This is a genomic window from Mucilaginibacter sp. P4_D1 (assembly GCF_056401935.1).
In genome coordinates, this window is sequence record NZ_JBFUIJ010000001.1 from 132241 (window position 1) to 154490 (window position 22250).

A 22250-nucleotide genomic window follows, 5' to 3' on the forward strand; every position below is an offset into this window, starting at 1 on the left:
TTAATATTAAACCAACGGATCGCCCCGCTCATCTTGCTCTTCCTTGTCGGGCTTCATCTCCGATTGGATCATATCCTTTTCAAACTTCTTCTCATCTTTGATGTTGCGGCGCACCAGCCAAGCCACCAGCGCGACTGCTATAAGCACTGCTAAACTTACTTCAAGATAATTTATATTGTTCATAAATCAGGTTTTACAAGCGCATGTAGCCAGTGGTGCAGGCTTAATTTCACCAATGTCCGCTGCAAACAGCGTAAATGCCCGATCCCCAAAAGTAACTTTTGATTTCCGGCACCTATTTCTTAACGAGATGTAGGGAAAGGGCTCGAACCTTTCATATGCCGCCGTCCGGCGCCCTACGCAGCGGTATACCTTTGTTCACCTGGTAACCACTGCAAAGTTAAACCACCCAAACCGGAATTTTACCGCTTGGGTATTATTTAACAGAAAGGTAATATAGTGTGGAAAATTGCCCGGAACCGCGGATTAACCACCTTTAAAATCCCGTCGATTCTCTTTTTATGATGGTTGATTTTAGTACCAGTGTTTCGTTTGGTTCAAAATACTTCTTATTCAATATTTTAAATAGAATGCCTGCGGCTTCTTTGCCCATCTCAAAAGCAGGCTGTGTAATGGTACTAAGTGACGGGTTTAAAAGCGGTGCGGTTTTGAGGTTCGAAAAACTGATTATCTTAATGTCGCGGGGGATATTCAAATTAAGGTCTTTGCATACATAGTAAAAAGGCAGGGCCAGGTTCTCGATAGATGTTATAATGCCATCGGGTTTTTCATCAATCAGCAGTTTTTTTATCAGCGCGTAATTCTCATCTTCGTTGTTAGCGTCGTTTATAACTAATGCATCATTTTTGATAATGCTGTTATCGTTTAATGCAGCACAATATCCGGCAAACCGTTTTCTTCCTGTCGATAGGTTATTTAAGGCCATCAGGTAGGCGATTTTCTTGCATCCACGCTCAATTAAATGGCAGGTAGCATTATAAGTGCTTTCGTAATCATCAGTAGTTACTTTTACGGCATCTATATCTTCATTTACCCTGTCGAAAAAAACAACAGGTAACTGGTTAATAATATCCTTAAAATCCTGATCGTTGTTGGTTTCACTGGCAACCGAAATCAGGATCCCGTCAACCCGGCCACTTAGCAAACGGCGCATAAAGGCCATTTCCAAATCGCTGTTTTCGTGCGTTTGATAAATCAAAACATGGTAATCATGCCGGCGTGCTATTTCTTCGATGCCATTAATGGCTTGCGAAAAAAAGTTATTGGTTACTTCGGGAATAATTACAGCAATGGTTTTTGTTTTATGGCTTCTTAAATTACTGGCAGCCGGGTTGGGTTCATAGTTTAGTTGTTTAGCCAGTTCCAAAACCTTCTTTTTGGTTTCGGGGCTTATTTCATGACTGTCCCGTAGCGCCCTTGATACTGTGGCGGTTGATAAATTAAGTGCTAAAGCGAGTTCTTTTAAATTAATGTTACCCATTGCGGATACCTGTTTATAACGGTATAATTTTACTAATATAATGGGGTTTATGCAAACGTTTACGTAAATAAATGGATGCCAATGCCGCAAACTAAACTAAAAGTTTAACAACTTAGGTGCCTGATACAAAAACAAAATCCTGGCTGTACGGCATATGCCTGGATAATAAACCTGCTTAATTTTTCTTTATCGATAGTTTATCATGAAAATATTTTCTTTTTTGGCTTTGCTTGCGATGCCCTTTGCCGGTTATGCGCAGCAAAAAACCTTTAACATAACCGATTACGGCGCGAAGGCCGATGGTATTACCAATAATACTGTAAGCATTCAGAAAGCTATTGACAATGCGAACGCGCAAGGCGGTGGCATAGTGCATGTTCCGGCCGGGAAGTTTTTAACGGGTGTTATCAACCTAAAATCAAACGTTACCCTAAACCTGGCTGCTAATGCCGTACTGCTTGGGAGTGCAAAACGGATTGATTATGGCGAAGGCCATGCATCGCCCCTAATATTTGCTAAAGATCAGCAACACATTGGCATCACCGGGAAAGGAACAATTGACGGCAACGGCGACGAATTGCTGAAAGATCTTTTCGCGATGCTGAAAGCCGGGAAATTGCGGGATTCGTTATGGCAAAAAACGAATCCCTGGGGGCAAATTCAACCCGAAGAGCCAAATCGCCCCAAACTAATTGGCTTTTTTAATTGCATTGGCATCCGGGTAAAAGGTATAACTATTCAAAATGGACTGGTGTGGATACAGGATTACAATAAGTGCAGAGATATGATTATTGACAGCATTAAGGTAGTAAGTAACACTTACTGGAACAATGATGGTATTGACCTGGTGGATTGTAAAAATGTAAAGCTTACAAACAGCTTTTTTAATGCCGATGATGATGGCATCTGCCTGAAATCGAGCGACCGGAATAGCTGCTGCGAAAATATATACATAGCCAACTGTACCACACGTTCAAGCGCCAGTGGTATTAAGTTTGGTACTGCTTCATGGGGGGGCTTTAAAAAAATAACCATAAAGGATATTAAAATTTACGATACCTACCGCTCGGCAATTGCCCTGGAATGCGTTGACGGCGGTGTGATGGAAGATATTGACATCAGTAACATTAACGCCATTAACACGGGCAATGCTATTTTTATACGCCTTGGCCATCGCAATAAAGATACTGCAGTGAGCAGGATTAACGGTATTAGGATAAGCAACGTAACCGTTTATGTGCCCAAAGGTAAGCCCGATAAAGGATACCCAATGGAAGGGCCGGAGGTTAAGGGCTCACACAACCCCTTCCCGTCATCAATTGCCGGTTTACCGGGGCATCCTGTTCAAAACGTAACCCTGCAAAATATCAAAATAGTATATCATGGCGATGCCAGTAAAGCTGTAGCCCTCGTAAGTTTAGATTCATTGAACAAGATACCCGAAAACCCGCATGATTATCCTGAATTTTCGATGTTTGGCGAATTGCCCGCCTGGGGTTTTTATGCCCGCCACGCGGTAGGGGTTAGCTTTAAAAATGTAACACTTAGCTGCGCCGGGCATGATTTTAGGGCTGCCTGTGTGTTTGAAGATATTGACAGGTTAACCCTTAACTCACTTAAAATACCGCAGGTTAAATCGTTACCTGTAATAGCGCTTTTTGGCGTTACTAAATCGTTAATGCAAAATATTATGGTGCCCGGAAGTGCTAAAAATAAGGTACTTACAAAATAGGTAAAGGTTGATGTACGTAATCGTTTACGTAAATAAATACCTCCAATTATGTAAAACCGATGTTTTTTTTAGTGAATTTTAAAACATTATAAAGCTAAACTGTGCCTTTAAGCACAGCTCATTTTAAGACTTATTTATTGGATTGCCGGTTTATAAATAGCCTGCCGGAGTTTTTACTCCAGGGTTTCCGGGGGTAGCGATAAGTATATTTTAGAGTTAAACAGATGATGGCTTTACCAACGTTTAATAATTAATTGTTTGAATGGTTTACGATATGGAAAAGTTAACTGAAAAAGAAATTTCGCCGCTGCCAAGTTTGGATGTTTGGGAGGATGATGTATTAAGCAGGTACCCCGAGCCCGGCACGGCTAAAGCCAAAGATGAGTTCAGGGTTTATAATGATGCCGAAGATAACCCGGTAAGGGAGTTTTACAGGCTTAACCATACTTACCAAACCTATGGTAACGTTTTAGCAAAAAAGGCTAACTTTTTACAGTTTGATAAAATGGAAATGCCGTGGTGGTCGGCAATGGAGTATTTGAATACGCTGGTTGATGAATCAGATCCTGATATTTCGCTCGATCAGTTACAGCATTTATTACAAACATCTGAAGCCATCCGTGCTGATGGGCATCCTGATTGGTTTGTGTTAACCGGCTTTATCCACGATTTGGGCAAGGTGCTTTGCCTTTTTGGCGAACCCCAATGGAACGTTGTCGGCGATTCATTCCCGGTAGGATGCAAGTTTTCGGATAAGATAGTTTACCCTGAGTTTTTTGCCGCCAATCCCGATAGCACTGATGAACGCTATAATACCAAATACGGTGTTTACACCCACCAGTGCGGATTGGATAACGTGCACATGTCATGGGGGCACGATGAATACCTGTACCACATCACCAAAGATTATTTGCCCGAGGAAGCGTTGTATATGATCCGTTACCATTCGTTTTACTCGCAACACCGCGAAAAGGCTTACGATCATTTGCTGAATGCACATGACCAGGAGATGTTTAAATGGGTTGATAAATTTAACCCGTACGACTTGTATTCAAAAAGTCCAAAACCGCCCGTAGTATCGGAGTTAAAGCCTTACTACGAGGATTTGATTGCCAAATATTTGCCGGCTACTGTTAAATTATAATTTTAATGTACCCCTATAACAGCGATTTTTTTTGATTTATTTGATTTTAGCCTGTCACGCTTAATCTGTAAAAATAACACCTTTTGCAGGTTAAGCTTAAAACAGGCCATCTTTAAAAGAACGATTATCATCTTTTAAAGCGATGGCAAAAATCAAGTAAATCATCGGCAAAAACGCTGTAAGGCACATTTATCGATAAATAAATATTTGTACTTTTCACAATTATTCCTGTTTGTTAATTTAAATGATTAAATAGTTACCGGTTGTTATGAATATGGATGCAGATAAAGATTTAGTGTTTCGCTTACACGATGATGACATCGGGGCATTTGATCTGCTTTATCAAAAGTACCACCAGGCCATTTACCGTAATATTTACAAACTCACCAAGGATGATGATATCTCCTGCGATATTTTACAGGATATTTTCATCGCATTATGGGAAAAACGTGCCGAAATTAAGGCCGACCAATCGGTAAGCGGCTGGCTTTTTGTATTGAGCTTTAACAAATCAATATCACATTTACGCAAGAAGCTACGCGAGGCTGCGGTTGTTAATGCCATGCCTTTTGCCGAAATAGAGCAGGATGATAGCAACCTTCACTTAATTGACGACCAGTATTACTTATTGCACCAGGCCATTAACCAGCTATCGCCCCAGCGTAAAAAAGTATTTACCCTTTGCAAGTTAGAAGGGAAAACTTACGAGGAAGCAGCCGAAACGCTAAACATATCTAAACATACCGTTAAAGAGTATCTTGGGCACGCGGTTGCGGCCGTCAAAAACCATATTCACGAACACCAGGCCGAATGGAAAACCGCCGGCGTGTTGCTGGCCTGTTATTGGGTTGGTATCGAGCAATAATTTCGATCTATGCTTATTGTGTGGGGTTAAATTAAGAAAGCTTACTTCACACAAATCAACGCGAATTCCAGATGTCCAATGCGGTGCAAAACAACATAGAAACTGCTTTAATTTGTGGGTAAACACTACAAATTTACACGCTTCTTTTTGTATATCAAAACAGCTATTTATTCATGCACAAACAGGTTAAAATAAGTTAATTAATTTACACTTTTTAACAACAAATGCGCTATTTATTGATACAAAAAGTACATTTTTTGATACAAAAATAAAAAGAAGATTTTTCGCTTAAAAGTTCAAAAAAAACAGCCTCAAAAAACGGGCATCTTAAGCTTTAAAATACCCGTTTGTAATTTTTGATTTTTATTTGAAAATAATTACAAAACCATCCCCCCGTTTTAAACCTCCCGGCGTATTTATATAAAAATTGCTCGTGGAAACCATAGTTCAACGTTTAGAAAGGCTTTATAAAACTGATACCCTGACTCAGGACGACAAGCGCTGGCTTGCCGAATACCTGAAGGGAGATATCTCGGAGTTATACCTTATAGCGCTTGATGGTTTTAGTAAAGATGTACTGGAAAAAAAACTCATCCTTACCGATCAGGCATCCAACGAAATACTCAAAAATATTCATCAACGTATAATTAAGCCTCCTGAACAGGAGTTTCCCACGAGAGGGCTGTGGGTAAAAATGGCAATTGCGGCATCTTTTGCCACTGTTTTTTGTACAGCCTACGTATTCAGAAAACAACTGGATAATTGGATAGATCCTGTTAAATACCAGGAAACAGTAGCGCTAAACGGCGAAATAAAACTAATAAGCTTGTCTGATGGCACCACCATATGCCTTAACTCGGGCAGCCGGCTAAACTATCCTGATAAGTTCAAACAAAATACAAGGGAAGTTACCCTTACCGGCGAAGCTTTTTTTAAAGTAGCGCATAACAGCGCTAAGCCGTTTGTCATCCATTCGGGTAAAATTACAACCACAGTTTTAGGTACCAGCTTTAATGTTAAAGCCTATAACGAAGATAAAGCCATTAAAGTAACCGTGGTAACCGGTAAGGTGGGGATATTAAACACAAAAGTAAAACAGCCCGCCGTTTTGCTTACACCCAATATGCAGCTGGTATATTCCAAAACTGACGAAACACTGGTTGCAAAAAAAATTGACGATGCCCTATCGGTCATTAGCTGGCAGGAGGGCAAGTTGCAATATCATAATACACCATTGTCTGATGTGCTGGCCGATGTTCAGCGCAAATATAATGTGGTGATTAAGGCCGATAAAAATCTGCTCAACTGCACGTTGTATGCCGATTTTAACAACATGCCACTGCAAAAAGTATTAAAGCTGATAGAAGCCCTTATAAACGCCCACTTTAAAAAGGAGGGCAGCGCCTATACCTTAAAAGGCAAGGGCTGTAATTAATATACCAATTATATAAAAACAAATAATGTTTGACCTAATTAAGACGCTATGAATTAAAAAACAGGGAAAGAGAAAAATGATCCTCCAAAATGGCCGGGCCAGTTTTGGAGGAATAAAATGCCAAAGATTTATTAATGGAGCATGCAGGAGGCCTCAAGAACCATAGCACGTTCCAGCTTGACCTATAACACTTTAATATAGCAAAAATATGAAAAAAACCATACCCGAAAGATTCTTTCGAGCCATAACACTCGTTATGAAAATTAATGCGATTATTTTATTAGTTGTCTGCTCGCTATCGTCCATTGCTATGGCCGATAACTCATACGGACAAAGCGTGCTGGAAAAGCCAGTGACCCTTAAGTTGAAAAAAATGCCACTTTCTGATGCGCTTGAACGCATTTCGGCAAACACAGGTGTACGGATAATGTATACCGGGAATAATATTGAAAGTGATGTTAAAGTGACCCTGACGGCGCGAAACGAGAAACTGCAAGCCGTTTTAAAAAAGGTTTTGCTTGACAATCAGTTTACCTACACCGAGGTTGAAGGCAGCTTATTGGTTAAGCCTGCGCCAAAGCCACCGGTTGAGAAAAAAGTGGAGCTTCCTCCCCCTACCATCATTACCGGTACCGTTGTAGACGATAAAGGTTTACCCCTGATAGGTGTTTCTGTTAAAATTGCAGGCCTTGCAACAGGAGCTGTTACCGATTTAGAGGGTAAGTTTAGGGTACAGGTAGCCAATGAAAACGCGGTATTGGTATTCTCCTATATCGGTTTTGATACGCAACGAATAACCGTTGGCACACAAACCGTTATAAAGGTTACGTTGGTGCCTTCGGCCAATTCATTATCTACAGTAGTTGTTGTAGGGTACGGTACCACAACCAAAAAGGAGCTAACCAGCGCCATTGCTACGGTTAAAGCCGAGCAATTTAACGCAGGTGTGGTATCAAGCCCTGCCGATTTGCTGGAAGGTAAAGTAGCAGGTTTAAATATTACCAATGATGGTAACCCCAATGGAAAAGCTTCTGTTACACTCCGTGGGCCATCATCAATAAGAACAGGCGACGCCTCGGTACCATTTTACGTGATAGACGGTGTACCCGGAGCCGATTTTAACTTGCTTGCTCCATCGGATATTGCCTCTATTGATGTGCTAAAGGATGCCTCTGCTGCTGCAATTTACGGAACAAGGGCTACCAATGGTGTAATTATAGTAACTACCAAAAAAGCCAAAGCGGGCCAGATGAGGATGACTTACAATGGTTACGGCGCATTTGAAAAAGTATCTAACCAGTTTGATGTAGCCAGTGCCGATCAGCTTAGGGCCTATGTAAAAGCTAACGGACAAAGTTTTACCCCGGCAAATGATAATGGTGGAAATACCGACTGGCAAAAAGCGGTTGAACGCAACACCGGTTTTTCGCAAAACCATAACCTGTCTTTTGGCGGCGGTACCGATAAAACTACTTATAACGGAAGCTTAAATTATCTTGACAACCAGGGTATTGTAAAAAGCAGCGGTTTAAAGCGTGTTATAGGCAGGCTTAATATTACGCAAAAAGCGCTGAATGATAAATTGAAACTGGATTTTTCGCTAAGCAACGCGGTTACCAACTCAAACCTGTTGGTTAATGATATTCCGTTGTCGACTGCTAATGGCCAAAGCCCCGGATTGTTTAAATCAATAGTTCAGTATTTGCCTACCCGTACCATTTATAATGCTGATGGTACATTTTATAACGACCCAACTTTAAAACTGGGTTATAACCCGGTTGGGCTTATCACCAATGATACCTACAAACAAAAAGTGAGCTTGTTGTTGGGTAATGTGCGCGGTGAGTTGATATTACCTGCCGGCCTGCTTTACAATTTTAATTTAGCTTACCAGGAAACAAATACCGATAACAATACCTATTACAATTCGGCATCGGAGCTTGCTCCCGGCCTTAACGGTAAAGCTATCCGGTCGACTTATACAGATACCAAAAAGCTGTTTGAAAACTATTTAACTTACTCACATAACTGGAATGAAAAGCACACCTTCAAAGCGTTGTTTGGTTATTCAATAGATCAAACCACAAAGGGTGACGGTTTCCAGTCAACTAATCAAAACTTCATTTCTGATGCTACCGGCTACAGTAACCTGGCCTTAGGTACGCCTGCCGCCGGTTACCGGGTTGATTACGGCAGTGTTAACCAGGAAACTTTACGCCTGATATCATTTTACTCCCGCTTAAATTACAGTTACCTGGGTAAATACCTTTTGCAGGCATCATTACGCCGTGACGGATCAAACGCTTTTGGTACCAACAACCGCTGGGGATATTTCCCTGCTGCATCGGCCGCATGGCGTGTAATTGACGAGGGTTTCATGAAATCGCAATCGCTGTTTGATGATTTAAAACTGAGGGTTGGATATGGTAAAACAGGTAATTCATTAGGCTTCTCGCCCTATACACCAATAACGCTTTACGGTACCACAGGTAGTTTTTATTACAACGGTGCATACATAGGTGCTATAGGTGTTATACAAAACCCAAATCCCGATTTGAAGTGGGAAAGTACAGCCACGCTTAACGGTGGTATCGATTTCTCTATACTAAAAGGAAGGTTGGGTGGCTCGGTTGATATCTACAATAAAAAAACAACCGACATGATCACTACCGTTCCGGTATCACTGATCAATAACTTCGTATCCACCAAGGTAGAAAACGTAGGCAGCATGTCTAACAAAGGTGTCGAGATTGCCCTTAACGGTACACCTGTCAAATCAAAAGATTTTACCTGGAGCAGCTACGGCAACATTTCATTCAATAAAAATAAGATTACCTCACTGGCGCCAAATCTTTCTAAAATATATGTGGGTGATCCTGAAGGACCCGGACAAAGCGGTATCAAGGTATCTATTATTGAAGCCGGCTATCCGCTTGGCGAGTTTTATACGCTGAAATACCTTGGCCGTACCAACGGCGTATCCACATTTTTAGGTGCCAACGGTCAGTCAACCACCACACCTACAAGTGCCGATCAAACTTATGCGGGTAATGCACAGCCAACCTATACATTTGGTTTGGGTAACGATTTTACGTATAAAAACTTCAGCCTTAATTTCTTTTTCAGAGGTCAGGGGGGTAACAAAATCATGAATGCATCTTTGGCCAGCTTTAACCAGCCAACCCAGGCTTCGGCACATGGTGTACCTACCTTAACATTAAGCGAGCCTGGTACCGATGTTAACGCCAACTTGTATTCAACACGTTATCTTGAAAGCGGCGCGTTTATCAGGTTAAGTAATGCAACACTTGCTTACAAATTTAATGTTGCAGGTAATTATGTACATGGCATCCGTTTGTATGTTACTGGTACCAACTTATTTATTATCACCAAATACAAAGGGGTTGATCCCGAGTTGAATTTGAACATCGATAACCAGGCAAGCGGCCAGTTTATTGGTGTTGATAGTAATAATTTCTATCCAAAAACAAGGAGCTTCCTTGCAGGTATACAAGTTGATTTATAATAACCATTAACCTAACTGACATGAATAATTTAAAAAGATATATAAAACCTGGCCTTATTGCCATGGTTGTGGGCGCTATTTACCTTTCGGGTTGTACAAAATTAGATATTACGCCTAAATCAGCACTTACCCCATCTATTTTCCCAACTACCCCGGCGCAGTATGTAGCAGCCACCGGGCCTATTTATACCTCGTTTCGCGGGGCGCCGGGCAGGCAGTACTGGTTATTGCAAAATTTAAGTACCGATGAAAACGTGCTGGTAGCGCGTGGCGGTAACTGGCTTGATGGGGGTACCTATTCAACCGTGAACCTGCATACGGTAACACCTGATAACGGCATGACAGAAACCTGCTGGCAGTGGGGTTACGGAACCATAAGTTTATGTAACCAGGTCTTGTCATTGTTTGACGCTACCCCGGCAAGTGATGCTAAAAAGCAAACCGTTGCCGAAATTAAAACCATGCGGGCCTTGTCATACTTTTACTTGATGGATCTGTTTGGCAATGTGCCTATCAGCAAAAAGTTTGGCGATACCACCAACCTTGGCACCCAGCCAAGGGCAACTGTGTTTGCTTTTATCGAAAGCGAATTGCTGGCGCAAATTCCTGATTTGAGTGCTACATCGGGCGTAACTACTTATGGCAGGCCAACCAAAGGTTTAGCTTATGCCATACTTGCAAAAATGTACCTTAATGCGCAATACTATATTGGCACGGCAAGGTACCAGGATGCGGTTACCATGTGCGATAACATTATAAAAGGCGGCCAGTATTCTTTAGATGCCGATTACCTGGGGATGTTTAAACCTAACAACGGTCCGCAAATTAAAGATTTTATTTTTGCCGTTCCTTATGATGGTGTTCAGGCGCAGGGGCAGTATTATTCCCGCTGGACGCTTAACCCTAATTTGAAAAGTAAATATAAAATGCCTTATACACCAGATGGGCCTGTATATACTTACAAAGAGTATTATGCCTTATTTAACGACGCCAATGACATCCGCAAAAAACAATACCTGGTAGGCAAGCAATATAACAATGATGGCACGCCTATAAATATTACAACCACCAACATTGGGCTTGATGCAAGTTATAGTGGCCCTAATCCTAATGCTACAGTTGTACACCAGTTGGAGTTTACACCTGATATTGTTTGGAAAAATAACGCAACTTTTGATATTGGGAATGATGAGCTTGCCAACGAAGAAGGATACAGGAACAACAAATTTTATCCGGACAGCTTAAATACAGATCGTAACCAGGGTAATGATGTGCCGATGTTCAGGTATGCCGATGTGTTGCTGGAGAAAGCCGAAGCCATTTTAAGAGGTGCAACTGCAACCAACGGCGATTCGCCTTTATCCTTGGTTAACCAGGTAAGGGCACGTGCAAAAGCTACCGCATTGGCAGCTGTTACCCTACAGGATATTTTAGATGAACGCGGCCGCGAACTGGCGATGGAAATGTGGCGCCGTAATGACGTTATCCGTTTTGGTCAGTTTGAGAAGCCATGGGGCATCAAAACAGATGCAAATCCCGCAAAACGCATTTTCCCAATACCAAGACCCGAAATGCAGTTGAATCCAAAACTGGTACAAAATCCAGGTTATTAACCAATATTGTTTAACAAATACAGGCCGCACACCGGCCTGTATTTGTTTTTTACCGTCTTTTGTTTTTAATTTAATTGCTTAATATGTTGTTAAACAAATTGCCTGCAAAGCTTTTTTTTGCCCTGCTCGTTATTTTAATTTTTATCCGTGGAGGCGCAAATGCTCAGGTTAACAAGAATGCATCATACGCATTAATTGGCCGCGTTATACCCAAAGCAGCAGCACATTTTAAGGTAGAAGAAATTCCGGCGATAAATGGCAAAGATGCGTTTGAAATAGAAAGCGTTAACAACAAAATTGTATTAAGGGGTAATAATGGTGTCGCAGTAGCATCCGCATTATACTATTACCTAACCGAATACTGCCACTGCCAGGTAACCTGGAATGGCACCAATTTAAACCTGCCTGCAAAATTACCCGCGGTAACCACTAAAATTCATAAAAACACACCCTACCAATACCGGTACTACTTAAACTATTGCACGTACAACTATAGTATGAGCTGGTGGGACTGGAAACGATGGGAAAAAGAAATTGACTGGATGGCCCTGCACGGCGTTGATATGCCGCTTGCATTAACCGGCCAGGAGTATACCTGGTATGAAGTTTATAAGGATATGGGTTTTACAGATAATGATTTGAAATCGTTTTTTTGCGGCCCCGCTTATTTTTCATGGTTTTGGATGGGCAACCTGGATGGCTGGGGCGGCCCGCTGCCCGTTAGCTGGATGACAAGCCACCGCGATTTGCAGCAAAAAATATTAAAGCGCGAAAGAGCGCTTGGCATGAAGCCCGTTTTACAATCATTTACCGGCCATGTACCCGCCGCGTTTACAACACGCTTCCCTAATTCAAAACTGAAAAAGACTAACTGGAACAATGGTTTTGGCGACACCTATATATTGGATACCCACGACCCGATGTTTGACTTAATTGGGCGTAAGTTTTTAGAAACCCAAACCCGTTTATACGGCACCGATCATTTATACTCGGCCGATACCTTTAATGAAAATGAACCGCCAACTGATGATCCTGCGTATTTGTCGGCATTAAGCGCCAGGGTTTACCAGGCCATGAGCAATGCCGACCCGAAAGCCGTATGGGTAATGCAGGGCTGGCTTTTTTACAGCGACCGCAAATTCTGGAAAACTCCGCAGATTAAAGCTTTACTACAGGCTGTTCCGAACGATCATATGATTATGCTTGATTTGGCAACCGAAATTGAACCCGTTTGGAAACGCACAGAAGCGTATTACGGCAAACCCTGGATATGGAACATGCTGCACAATTTTGGCGGCAATATCGGTATGTTTGGCCGGATTGAAGGCGTAGCGACTGGCCCTGCGCTGGCCCTTAAAGATACTGCATCGGGCAAGCTGGCAGGTATTGGCCTTACCATGGAAGGCATTGAACAAAACCCGGTGTTGTATGAACTAATGACAAGTAATACCTGGCAAAGCGAGCCTATTAACCTGGATAACTGGCTTCGGTCGTACATTTTAAACCGCTATGGTAGCGTGAACCAGCATACAATCAAAGCATGGCAGGTATTAAAAGAAACAGTTTATAACGGTAAAGATATCCGTGATGCTTCGGAGTCAATTATAACCGGCAGGCCAACATTTGATTCGGCCGCGGTGTGGACAAGGACTAAATTAAATTATCAGCGTAAAGATTTATTGCCCGCCTGGGACGAACTGATGAAGGCCATCCCCGCATGCAGCAAGAGTGATGGCTTTCAATATGACCTGGTTGATTTATCGAGACAGGTATTGGCAAACTATGCCAGGCCATTGCAGCAAAAATGGGTAAAGGCTTACGATGATAAAAACGTAGCAGACTTTGATAAATACAGCGTTCAGTATCTTCAATTGATTGGCGATATGGATGCGCTTTTGGCAACACGTAAAGATTTTTTATTGGGCCCATGGCTTGCCGATGCCCGTAAATGTGGAACAACGCCAACCGAAAAGGCAATTTATGAACGAAATGCCCGAAACCTGGTTACGCTTTGGGGCGATGAAAAAAGCCCGCTTCATGAATACTCCTGCCGTCAGTGGAGCGGTTTGCTCAACAATTTTTATAAAGTACGGTGGCAAAAGTTTTTTGCAGAGGCCCAGGCCGCGTTGAAAGCCGCCAAGCCAATGGACGCCGCCGCATTTGATAAAAATATAAGCGCCTGGGAGTGGAACTGGGTAAACACACAAAAGCTATACCCGGTAACCACCAAAGGCAATAGCATATTGCTGGCTCAACAACTGTATAAAAAATATCGCACTAAAATAGGGGCAGACTTAAATAACATTAATATTTAAGGCATATGGCCAATGCACCAATTATAACTGATCCTTTTATAAATACCGGCAACAGTAAAAATTCGCCTGTAAAGTTACCACGCCTACTATCGTTAGATGCGCTGCGTGGCTTTGATATGTTTTGGATAATGAGTGGCGAAGGGGTGGTACATGCCCTGGCCAAAGCAACCAACTGGCCGGTTTTATTGTGGATGTCGGGCCAGTTGCACCATACCGATTGGAATGGGATTACATTTTATGACATGATCTTTCCGCTGTTTTTGTTTATAGCCGGTGTGTCTATGCCCTACTCTATGCATAATAAAATGGTAAAGGCGGGGGTAAATGATGCGCAGCTTTTACCCAAAGCCGATAAGCGGAGCATCTATTTATCCATGATTCGCCGTACCCTTATCCTGCTTTTTTTGGGGATGGTTGTTAACGGTCTTTTCAAGTGGAACGGCTACGAGCAAACTCGCTTTGCAAGCGTGTTAGGGCGCATCGGCCTGGCCTGGTTTTTTGCAGGCCTCATTTATTTGAATTTTAATACCCGGCAGCAACTTATCTGGTTTGCTGTATTGCTAATAGGTTACTGGGCAGCCATGATGCTTATCCCGGTGCCGGGTTATGGCGCAGGGGTTTTAACCATGAATGGCAGCCTGGAATCATATGTAGATCGTTTATTACTTCCCGGCCGGTTACATGATAAAATACATGATCCCGAAGGTGTGTTATCAACCATCCCGGCAATTGGTACAGCCATGCTGGGCATCTTTACCGGTCAGTTTTTGAAATACCAATCGGCGAAATGGCCTATGTGGAAAAAGGGTGTGGCATTGTTTGTGGCCGGAGTAATTCTAATTGCCATTGGCTCCGTATGGAATTTAATTTTCCCTATCAATAAACGCCTTTGGACAAGTTCTTTCGTTTTGTTTGTAGGTGGATGGAGCCTGGTTTTCCTGTCTGTATTTTACCTGGTTATTGACGTGGCGGGCTATCGTAAATGGGCTTTCCCTTTTGTGCTTATCGGGGTAAATTCAATCCTTATTTACCTGGCATCCGAAGGTATGATCGATTTTCAGCATACCGCCCATTACTTTTTTGGCGGGCTGATCCAGTACGTGTCGCCGCTATGGCAAGCGGTTTGGCAGGCCATAAGCATAGTGATTGTGCAGCTTGCATTGCTTTATTTTTTATATCGAAACAAAATATTTTTGAAAATATAGCCTTGTGCGTTGCAGAGGCTTAGTGTTAAGTTAATAGTACTAAGTCTTAAATCAAAAGTTATATTTATTCTTTTTTGACTTAGGACTTTCGGCTAAAGACTATTACACGATTAACATTACATTGTATGATATCTTATAAAGGGCTACGTTTATATTTTACTTTACTGCTATTGGCTGCCCCGGCAGCTGCATTTGCGCAGGATGTTGTTAAATATGTACAGCCATTGGCCGGTACCGCTGTTGCCACAACTGCGTCGGCAGTAAAACACGGCTCGGGCTATGCCGCATCACAGGCCAATACTATCCCTGCTGTAACCACGCCATTCGCCATGACGCAGTGGACGCCGGAGACCCAGGCAACAGAAAATAAGTGCGTACCACCGTATCTTTATAAAGATAGCCTGTTTTACGGGCTGCGCGGCTCGCATTGGTTAAGTGGTTCATGTACGCAGGATTATGGCAGCTTTACCATTATGCCTATAACCGGGAAATTAAAAACCAACAATTACCATACCTCATTTAAACACGCCGACGAGTTGTTAACCCCTTATTTATACCAGGTTAATTTAGCCGAATATAGCGTACATGCCGCCGTAACCGCCACCCCACGCTGTGGCATAATGCAGTTTACCATGGATAAGGCCGATAGCCTTTATTTAATGGTTACCCCCAACAGCGACAGGCACGAAGGTTATATACAGGTGGATGCCCAACGAGGGGAAATATACGGTTACAACCCGGCTCATCGCATTTACCAGGGCTGGGGCAAAAGCGCCGGTTTTAACGGCTTTTTTGTAATCCGTTTTGAAAAACAGGCCAATCGCGCGGGGACTTTTACCGAAGGAAAGATTTTATCGGCCACAAGCCTGAAAGACATGCCAGGCTTAGGCGCCTTTGTTGGTTTTAAAATGAACAAGGGCGAAAAGCTGGTGATCCGTATAGGTACATCATTTACCAGCCTGGATGGCGCCCGTAAAAATTTACAGGCAGAAATGCCTGGATTTAATTTCGATAAGGCGGTAGTTAACTGCAAGGAAGTTTGGCAAAAAGCCTTAAGTCAAATTAGCGTTGCTACCGATAACCTGAGGGATAAAAATATTTTTTATACGGCCTATTACCATACCATGCAGCAACCCCGCCTGTTTAGCGATGTGGATGGCAAGTACCCGATGTTTGCAACAGGTTATAAAAATGCAAAGCTGGCAAAGGGTAATTATTACGATGATTTTTCGATGTGGGATATTTACCGGGCCGAAATTCCTTTGTATGAAATACTGAAACCTGCTTTTGTAAATGACCTGGTACGGTCGCTGATCATTAAAGGCAGGCAGGGGGGCTGGATGCCTATATTCCCCTGCTGGAACAATTATACATCAGAAATGATAGGCGACCATACGGCTTCGGTAATTAGCTCGGCCTATCTTAAAGGCATCCGGGATTATGATGTAAACGAAGCTTATGGCTTATTGCGGCACAATGCTTTTGATATACCGGCCAATAAAGCTGATTATGTAGAAGGTAAAGGCCGCCGGGCCCTGGACAGCTATTTAAAATATCACTACATACCGCTGGAAGATAGCGTGCCAGATGCCTTTCATAAAAAAGAGCAGGTGAGCCGTACGATGGAGTATGCTTATGACGATTATGCCCTATCGCAATTTGCGAAACAAATAAATAAAACAGCAGATTATAAATTGCTGATACAACGTGCGGGCTATTATAAAAATGTATTTGACCGGGCAACAGGCATGGTACGTGGCCGTTACGCCAATGGCACTTGGATAACTGATTACAACCCCGATAAAAAAGAAAGCTATATTACCGAGGGTACGCCCCGCCAATACACATTTTATGCTCCGCAGGATATTCCGGGCCTCGCAAAACTAATGGGCGGGCCAGCCAAACTGGAATCGGCATTAGATAGCTTGTTTTTGAAAAAAGAATACTGGCACGGCAATGAGCCGGGGCACCAGATTCCGTTTATGTACAATTATACTGCTGCGCCCTGGAAAACCCAGCAGCAGGTTCGCGAAATACTTGCAACGGAGTATAGTGATGGTCCGGGCGGCCTTGGCGGCAATGATGATGCCGGGCAAATGTCGGCCTGGTATATGTTTGCATCTATGGGTTTGTACCCCGTAAACCCGGTATCGGGCCAATTTGTATTATGTTCGCCAATTTTTGATAAGGTAATATTGAAGCTGCCCAACGGGAAAAGCACAACCATAACCTGCCACAAGAAAAGTAAAAATTCAGCATACATTTACCAGGTTAAGCGGAACGGGAAGCTAAGCCTTCGTAATTATATCCGCTACCAGGAGATCATGAACGGTGGCAGCCTGGAATTTTTTATGCAGGATACACCGGATGCTAAATGGGCAACCCAAGCCCAATATCAGCCTGGCCGGTAAAACTCAATAAGGGGGTAAGGATTATTGTGCCTATTTAAGCCGCAGCTTAAATAGGGTTTGGTTTAATGCCGCCAAGCTGAATTATGCAACAACTTTATTCTTTAATGAAAAGGGCTCTATGATGCTTTGTATGGTTGTTCGATTTCAATTAGCTTTTACATAACTGTTCCTAAGGGCCATAGGCCCGACACATATTGTAGCCACGGGTTTCAACCCGTGGATGAGTGCCTAAAGGGCATCAAAAGTGCCATCGGCACGGCCCATATTTGGGGATAAATCCAGGTATTTTCAATTTTGCTCAAACAATATATACGCATTGCTCATATGGGTCGAACCTACGGCTCTCAATCGTTTTCTTCGTTTCTTTCCCCGGGTTAAAACCCGGGGCTACAAGATTGGCCGAGGCTACGCCTCTGATTCGTGTAGAACAAGCCCGGATGTGTCCACAAAATATATCTTTAGAACTTAATCAGTAACCGCATCTGTGTTACCTATACAATCCGAAATAAAATAATTAAACGGGCAAATTTCAACCCAAAATTTGCCCCTTTTATTGGTGGGATACCCAATTTTTGAATTGCTCTGAAATATACTCCCTGTCGTACCGTCTCGAAAAAGCATCATAATTGAACAGCGAATTGCTTTATAATGGCTCCATGTCTTGCAGACAGAAGGGGACGGTTATCATATCTGCTTAAATTAATTTTGATTAACCATTTATAATCTATCGAATTGCCGGGTTGGCAACCAATGATAAAATATTGTTGAATACGTATTGTTTCGAGTGATTGTAATTGTTTTGGCTTTTAACAACCGGTTATGCCCTTTGTGGTGTGTTTAACCAACAAAGCCTGTTATAACCCATTTGTTTCTGAAGGATAAAGATGAAGTTGGAAAACAAACTATACCAGCATGGCCGCTAACCGGGCTATCCCGGTCTTTGATGGTCAACTTTATATAACCTTTGATAGTAAAAACATTAACCTATATATGAGAATAATCCTTGCCACGACCTGTTTTTTATTAGTATGCAAAATTGGTACAGCACAGGTAACCGCCACCAATCTGTTAACCGAAGATCAGAAAAATCCTATCAGCATTGATGCCCGTAGCCCACGGTTTAGCTGGCAGCTGGCTGCAAATGGCAGCAAGGCCAACAGCCAGGCCGCTTACGAGGTTCAGGTAGATGCTATTGATGCGGAAGGTGGCAAGCCCGTTAGTTTATGGTCAACCGGTAAGGTGTTATCAAGCCAAACGTTGTACGTGCCATACGGAGGCAAAACGTTGCAATCGGGACATAGTTATTCATGGAAGGTAAGGACCTGGGACATCAGCGGCAAACAATCCGCCTGGAGCGAACCTGCCCTGTGGACGATGGGGCTATTATCACCAACCGACTGGCAGGCAAAATGGATAGGCCAATCAACACCAGATGTGGTGAATGGCCCTGTTCCGTTATTAAGGGCCGGGTTTTTGTTAAACAAACAGATTAGCAAGGCAACAGCCTACATCACATCCCATGGCTTTTACGAGGCTCAGATAAACGGCAAAAAGGTGGGGGATGCCTACCTGACACCCGGGTGGACAAGCTATAACAAAAGGCTGCAATACCAGGCTTATGATGTTAAAGATCTTTTAAAATCGGGTGATAACGCTATTGGAGTGGCGCTTGGCAGTGGCTGGTACCGCAGCCCGCTGGGGCCGTACAATCCACGGCCGGATTTTTACGGGAAAAACCTTGCGCTTTTGCTGCAAATTAAAATAGTTTACACCGATGGCACCGAAAAACTAATTGTATCCGACGAAAGCTGGAAGTCATCTACCGGCGCCCTCCGCTTTGCCGAAATTTATGATGGATGTATCCTGGATACCCGGCTTGTCCGGCAGGGTTGGTCGGAGGCCGGTTTTAACGACCGCGACTGGCAGGGCGTAAAAGTACAGACCCTGGATAAAAATAACCTGGTTGCCACCATCAATGAACCGGTAAGGCAGCATGAAACATTCAAACCTGTTAAAATTATCACTACTCCCCGGGGCGAAAAAGTGATCGACTTTGGTCAAAACCTGGTAGGTTGGGTAAAAGTTACCGTTCAGGGCCATGCCGGCGATTCCATTATGATATCGCACGCCGAGGTATTAGATAAGGCCGGTAATTTTTACACCGAAAACCTGCGTGCCGCCAAAGCCCGGAATATTTACATTTTAAAAGATAACAGCAAACAAACTTTCGAGCCGCAGTTTACCTGGCAGGGTTTCAGGTATATTAAAGTAACAGGCATTAAAGGCGAATTAAACCCGGCCGATTTTACCGGCATAGCCTTATATTCAGATATGAAGGTTACGGGGAGTTTTGCATGCTCAAACCCATCGCTTAACCAATTACAACACAATATACAATGGGGGCAAAGGGGCAATTTTTTAGATGTGCCTACTGATTGCCCGCAACGCGATGAACGGCTGGGCTGGACGGGTGATGCGCAGGTTTTTTCGCGCACGGCATCGTACAACATGAATGTGCACAACTTTTTTACCAAGTGGCTTAAAGATGTGGCTGCCGACCAGTACCCCAGCGGAAGTATCCCCTATATCATCCCCGATGTTTTTACTAACGGCAACAATGAAGTTGGCGGTAGTACCGGCTGGGGCGATGTATCAACCATTGTACCGTGGACAGTGTACTCGGCTTATGGCGATAAACAGGTTCTGGAAAATCAGTACGCGAGTATGAAAGCCTGGGTTAAGTTCATTGAAAAGCAAACCAAAAACGACCTTTGGGTTACCGGCAATCATTTTGGCGATTGGCTGTTTTACAGCGTGAACAACGACAGGGACGGTACATCTGCCATCACCAATAAATATTTAATAGCCCAATGTTTCTATGCCCACTCAACACAGATATTACTTAACAGCGCCAAAATCCTGAACAAAAAGGCCGACGAGCAGTATTATACACAATTATTAAAAAGGATAAAAAATGCCTTTGTAAAGGAATACGTTACGCCGAATGGGTTGATATCATCTGATACACAAACAGCCTATGTGTTGGCGCTTGAGTTTGACATGCTGCCTGTAGCCCTAAGGCAACAAGCTGCCGAACGGCTGGTTAAAAATATAAAGCAGTATGATTACCACCTTACAACGGGCTTTTTAGGTACCCCGTACCTTTGCGATGCCCTCAGCAAGTTTGGCCATGCCGATGTGGCTTACAGGTTATTGTTACAGGATACCTATCCATCCTGGTTATACCCCATAAAGGCAGGCGCCACAACCATTTGGGAAAGATGGGATGGCATCAGGACCGATGGCAGCTTCGAGGAATCGTCTATGAACTCCTACAACCATTACGCTTATGGCGCCATTGGCGATTGGATGTATCAAAACATAGCCGGCATACAGGCTGGAGAGGCTGGTTATAAAAAAATAATTATTAAGCCGGCTATAGGCGGAGGCCTAACCTGGGCCGAGGGTAGTTACGATTGCCCGTACGGCCACATCAGCAGTAAGTGGAAAATAGAAGGCGGCAAGCTTGATATGACGGTTACCATCCCACAAAACACAACTGCGGATATTTTTGTGCCCGATGCGTTGGGTAAAACCTATCAAAAAGTTTCGGTTAAGGGCGGCGATTATCATTTTCAACGATAACCGGATTTTAGCTATCCTGTCAAAAGAAGATTTGGTGGCATTTAAGTTTGAAATTAATAGATATTTCGCGACAAGTAGCGTATCACCTAACCCTATAAATGAGTTACAGACGACAATGACAGATAGGGATGGTTTTAATATTTATGTTATGCATTATTGTGTAACCAATAAAAACCATTCCAAATTTTAAACGGATAACGGGTGTAACCAAACCTTGCTTTGCAACTTTAAATGAAAAAAACACTATGAGTTCTTCTCTTGGCCAAACGGATAAAGAGCTTACTGCACTACTCAAAAGTGGGAGTGTTTTGGCATTTACCCAGTTGTATCATAAATACAGCCCTAAGATGTACGTCAACATGTTTAAGATGGTGAAGGACAAGGAGGTTGTAGAAGAGATGATCCAGGTTTTATTTTCACGGATCTGGCATCAGCGCGAAACTATTACTTATGAGCGCGATTTTTCGGGTTATATATATAGGGCAGGCTCGCATTTGGTGTGTGATTTTTATAGAAAGCTGGAAAGCGACCGGAAAATGACGGCCCACTTTAAATCGACTATTACCGAGCATTATTCGCACATAGAAGAAAAAATATTTTTTAAAGAAAGCGAAAATCTGCTGCTACAGGCTTTGGCAGAACTTTCGCCACAACAGCGGCAGGTTTATCAGCTTTGTAAGCTTGATGGATTTAGCTATAAAGAAACTGCCACAAAACTTGGCATATCTCCCCATACCGTAAAGGAATATCTATCTAAAGCAAAAAACGTTGTAAAATCTTACATGGTCAAAAACATGGAAATTGTTACCTTTTTGATGTGTTGTTTTTACATAGTTTTGTCCAATTAATTGGTGCGCA

General features: G+C 42.8%; 13 protein-coding genes. 11 read left to right on the forward strand and 2 right to left on the reverse strand.

Annotated features, from left to right (window positions below):
• Positions 1-6: 6 nt before the first annotated feature.
• Both AC1DV1_RS00575 and AC1DV1_RS00580 read right to left on the reverse strand, forming a co-directional pair.
• Positions 7-183, reverse strand: coding sequence for a hypothetical protein (locus tag AC1DV1_RS00575; RefSeq protein ID WP_477353769.1), 177 nt, complete (start codon positions 181-183; stop codon positions 7-9).
• Between the two features lie 313 nt (positions 184-496).
• Positions 497-1501 carry a LacI family DNA-binding transcriptional regulator gene (locus tag AC1DV1_RS00580; RefSeq protein WP_477353770.1) on the reverse strand — a complete coding sequence of 335 codons (1005 nt, stop codon included), beginning with the start codon at positions 1499-1501 and terminating at the stop codon, positions 497-499.
• Between the two features lie 202 nt (positions 1502-1703).
• Between AC1DV1_RS00580 and AC1DV1_RS00585 the strand changes: the two genes are divergently transcribed.
• The 11 genes from AC1DV1_RS00585 to AC1DV1_RS00635 all read left to right on the forward strand — a co-directional run bounded on the left by AC1DV1_RS00585 (position 1704) and on the right by AC1DV1_RS00635 (position 22240).
• Positions 1704-3233: a glycoside hydrolase family 28 protein gene (locus AC1DV1_RS00585; RefSeq protein WP_477353772.1), complete on the forward strand. Its 1530-nt coding sequence runs from the start codon at positions 1704-1706 to the stop codon at positions 3231-3233.
• A gap of 274 nt (positions 3234-3507) precedes the next feature.
• Positions 3508-4377 carry an inositol oxygenase family protein gene (locus tag AC1DV1_RS00590; RefSeq protein ID WP_477353774.1) on the forward strand — a complete coding sequence of 290 codons (870 nt, stop codon included), beginning with the start codon at positions 3508-3510 and terminating at the stop codon, positions 4375-4377.
• A gap of 268 nt (positions 4378-4645) precedes the next feature.
• Positions 4646-5242, forward strand: a complete 597-nt coding sequence (locus tag AC1DV1_RS00595) for an RNA polymerase sigma factor (protein ID WP_477353777.1) — start codon at positions 4646-4648, stop codon at positions 5240-5242.
• A gap of 433 nt (positions 5243-5675) precedes the next feature.
• The gene (locus AC1DV1_RS00600; RefSeq protein ID WP_477353779.1) at positions 5676-6677 is read left to right on the forward strand and encodes a FecR family protein; all 1002 of its coding nucleotides are present in this window, start codon (positions 5676-5678) and stop codon (positions 6675-6677) included.
• A gap of 256 nt (positions 6678-6933) precedes the next feature.
• On the forward strand, positions 6934-10203 hold the full coding sequence (locus tag AC1DV1_RS00605) for a SusC/RagA family TonB-linked outer membrane protein (protein ID WP_477353781.1): 3270 nt from the start codon (positions 6934-6936) through the stop codon (positions 10201-10203).
• Between the two features lie 20 nt (positions 10204-10223).
• Positions 10224-11816, forward strand: a complete 1593-nt coding sequence (locus tag AC1DV1_RS00610) for a RagB/SusD family nutrient uptake outer membrane protein (RefSeq protein ID WP_477353783.1) — start codon at positions 10224-10226, stop codon at positions 11814-11816.
• A gap of 83 nt (positions 11817-11899) precedes the next feature.
• On the forward strand, positions 11900-14131 hold the full coding sequence (locus AC1DV1_RS00615; protein WP_477353785.1) for an alpha-N-acetylglucosaminidase: 2232 nt from the start codon (positions 11900-11902) through the stop codon (positions 14129-14131).
• A gap of 5 nt (positions 14132-14136) precedes the next feature.
• Positions 14137-15336: an acyltransferase family protein gene (locus AC1DV1_RS00620; protein WP_477353787.1), complete on the forward strand. Its 1200-nt coding sequence runs from the start codon at positions 14137-14139 to the stop codon at positions 15334-15336.
• Positions 15337-15461: 125 nt separating this feature from the next.
• Entirely contained in the window at positions 15462-17747 is a 2286-nt protein-coding gene (locus AC1DV1_RS00625) for a GH92 family glycosyl hydrolase (RefSeq protein WP_477353789.1), read from the forward strand.
• A gap of 990 nt (positions 17748-18737) precedes the next feature.
• Positions 18738-21392, forward strand: a complete 2655-nt coding sequence (locus AC1DV1_RS00630; RefSeq protein ID WP_477353791.1) for a family 78 glycoside hydrolase catalytic domain — start codon at positions 18738-18740, stop codon at positions 21390-21392.
• A 245-nt stretch (positions 21393-21637) separates the two neighbouring features.
• Positions 21638-22240: an RNA polymerase sigma factor gene (locus AC1DV1_RS00635; protein ID WP_477353793.1), complete on the forward strand. Its 603-nt coding sequence runs from the start codon at positions 21638-21640 to the stop codon at positions 22238-22240.
• Positions 22241-22250 lie beyond the last annotated feature (10 nt).

Coding starts and splice junctions, on each gene's coding strand:
- AC1DV1_RS00575 (WP_477353769.1), bottom strand. CDS start 183: ATGAACAATATAAATTATCTTGAAGTAAGTTTAGCAGTGCTTATAGCA.
- AC1DV1_RS00580 (WP_477353770.1), bottom strand. CDS start 1,501: ATGGGTAACATTAATTTAAAAGAACTCGCTTTAGCACTTAATTTATCA.
- AC1DV1_RS00585 (WP_477353772.1), top strand. CDS start 1,704: ATGAAAATATTTTCTTTTTTGGCTTTGCTTGCGATGCCCTTTGCCGGT.
- AC1DV1_RS00590 (WP_477353774.1), top strand. CDS start 3,508: ATGGAAAAGTTAACTGAAAAAGAAATTTCGCCGCTGCCAAGTTTGGAT.
- AC1DV1_RS00595 (WP_477353777.1), top strand. CDS start 4,646: ATGAATATGGATGCAGATAAAGATTTAGTGTTTCGCTTACACGATGAT.
- AC1DV1_RS00605 (WP_477353781.1), top strand. CDS start 6,934: ATGAAAATTAATGCGATTATTTTATTAGTTGTCTGCTCGCTATCGTCC.
- AC1DV1_RS00610 (WP_477353783.1), top strand. CDS start 10,224: ATGAATAATTTAAAAAGATATATAAAACCTGGCCTTATTGCCATGGTT.
- AC1DV1_RS00615 (WP_477353785.1), top strand. CDS start 11,900: ATGTTGTTAAACAAATTGCCTGCAAAGCTTTTTTTTGCCCTGCTCGTT.
- AC1DV1_RS00620 (WP_477353787.1), top strand. CDS start 14,137: ATGGCCAATGCACCAATTATAACTGATCCTTTTATAAATACCGGCAAC.
- AC1DV1_RS00625 (WP_477353789.1), top strand. CDS start 15,462: ATGATATCTTATAAAGGGCTACGTTTATATTTTACTTTACTGCTATTG.
- AC1DV1_RS00630 (WP_477353791.1), top strand. CDS start 18,738: ATGAGAATAATCCTTGCCACGACCTGTTTTTTATTAGTATGCAAAATT.
- AC1DV1_RS00635 (WP_477353793.1), top strand. CDS start 21,638: ATGAGTTCTTCTCTTGGCCAAACGGATAAAGAGCTTACTGCACTACTC.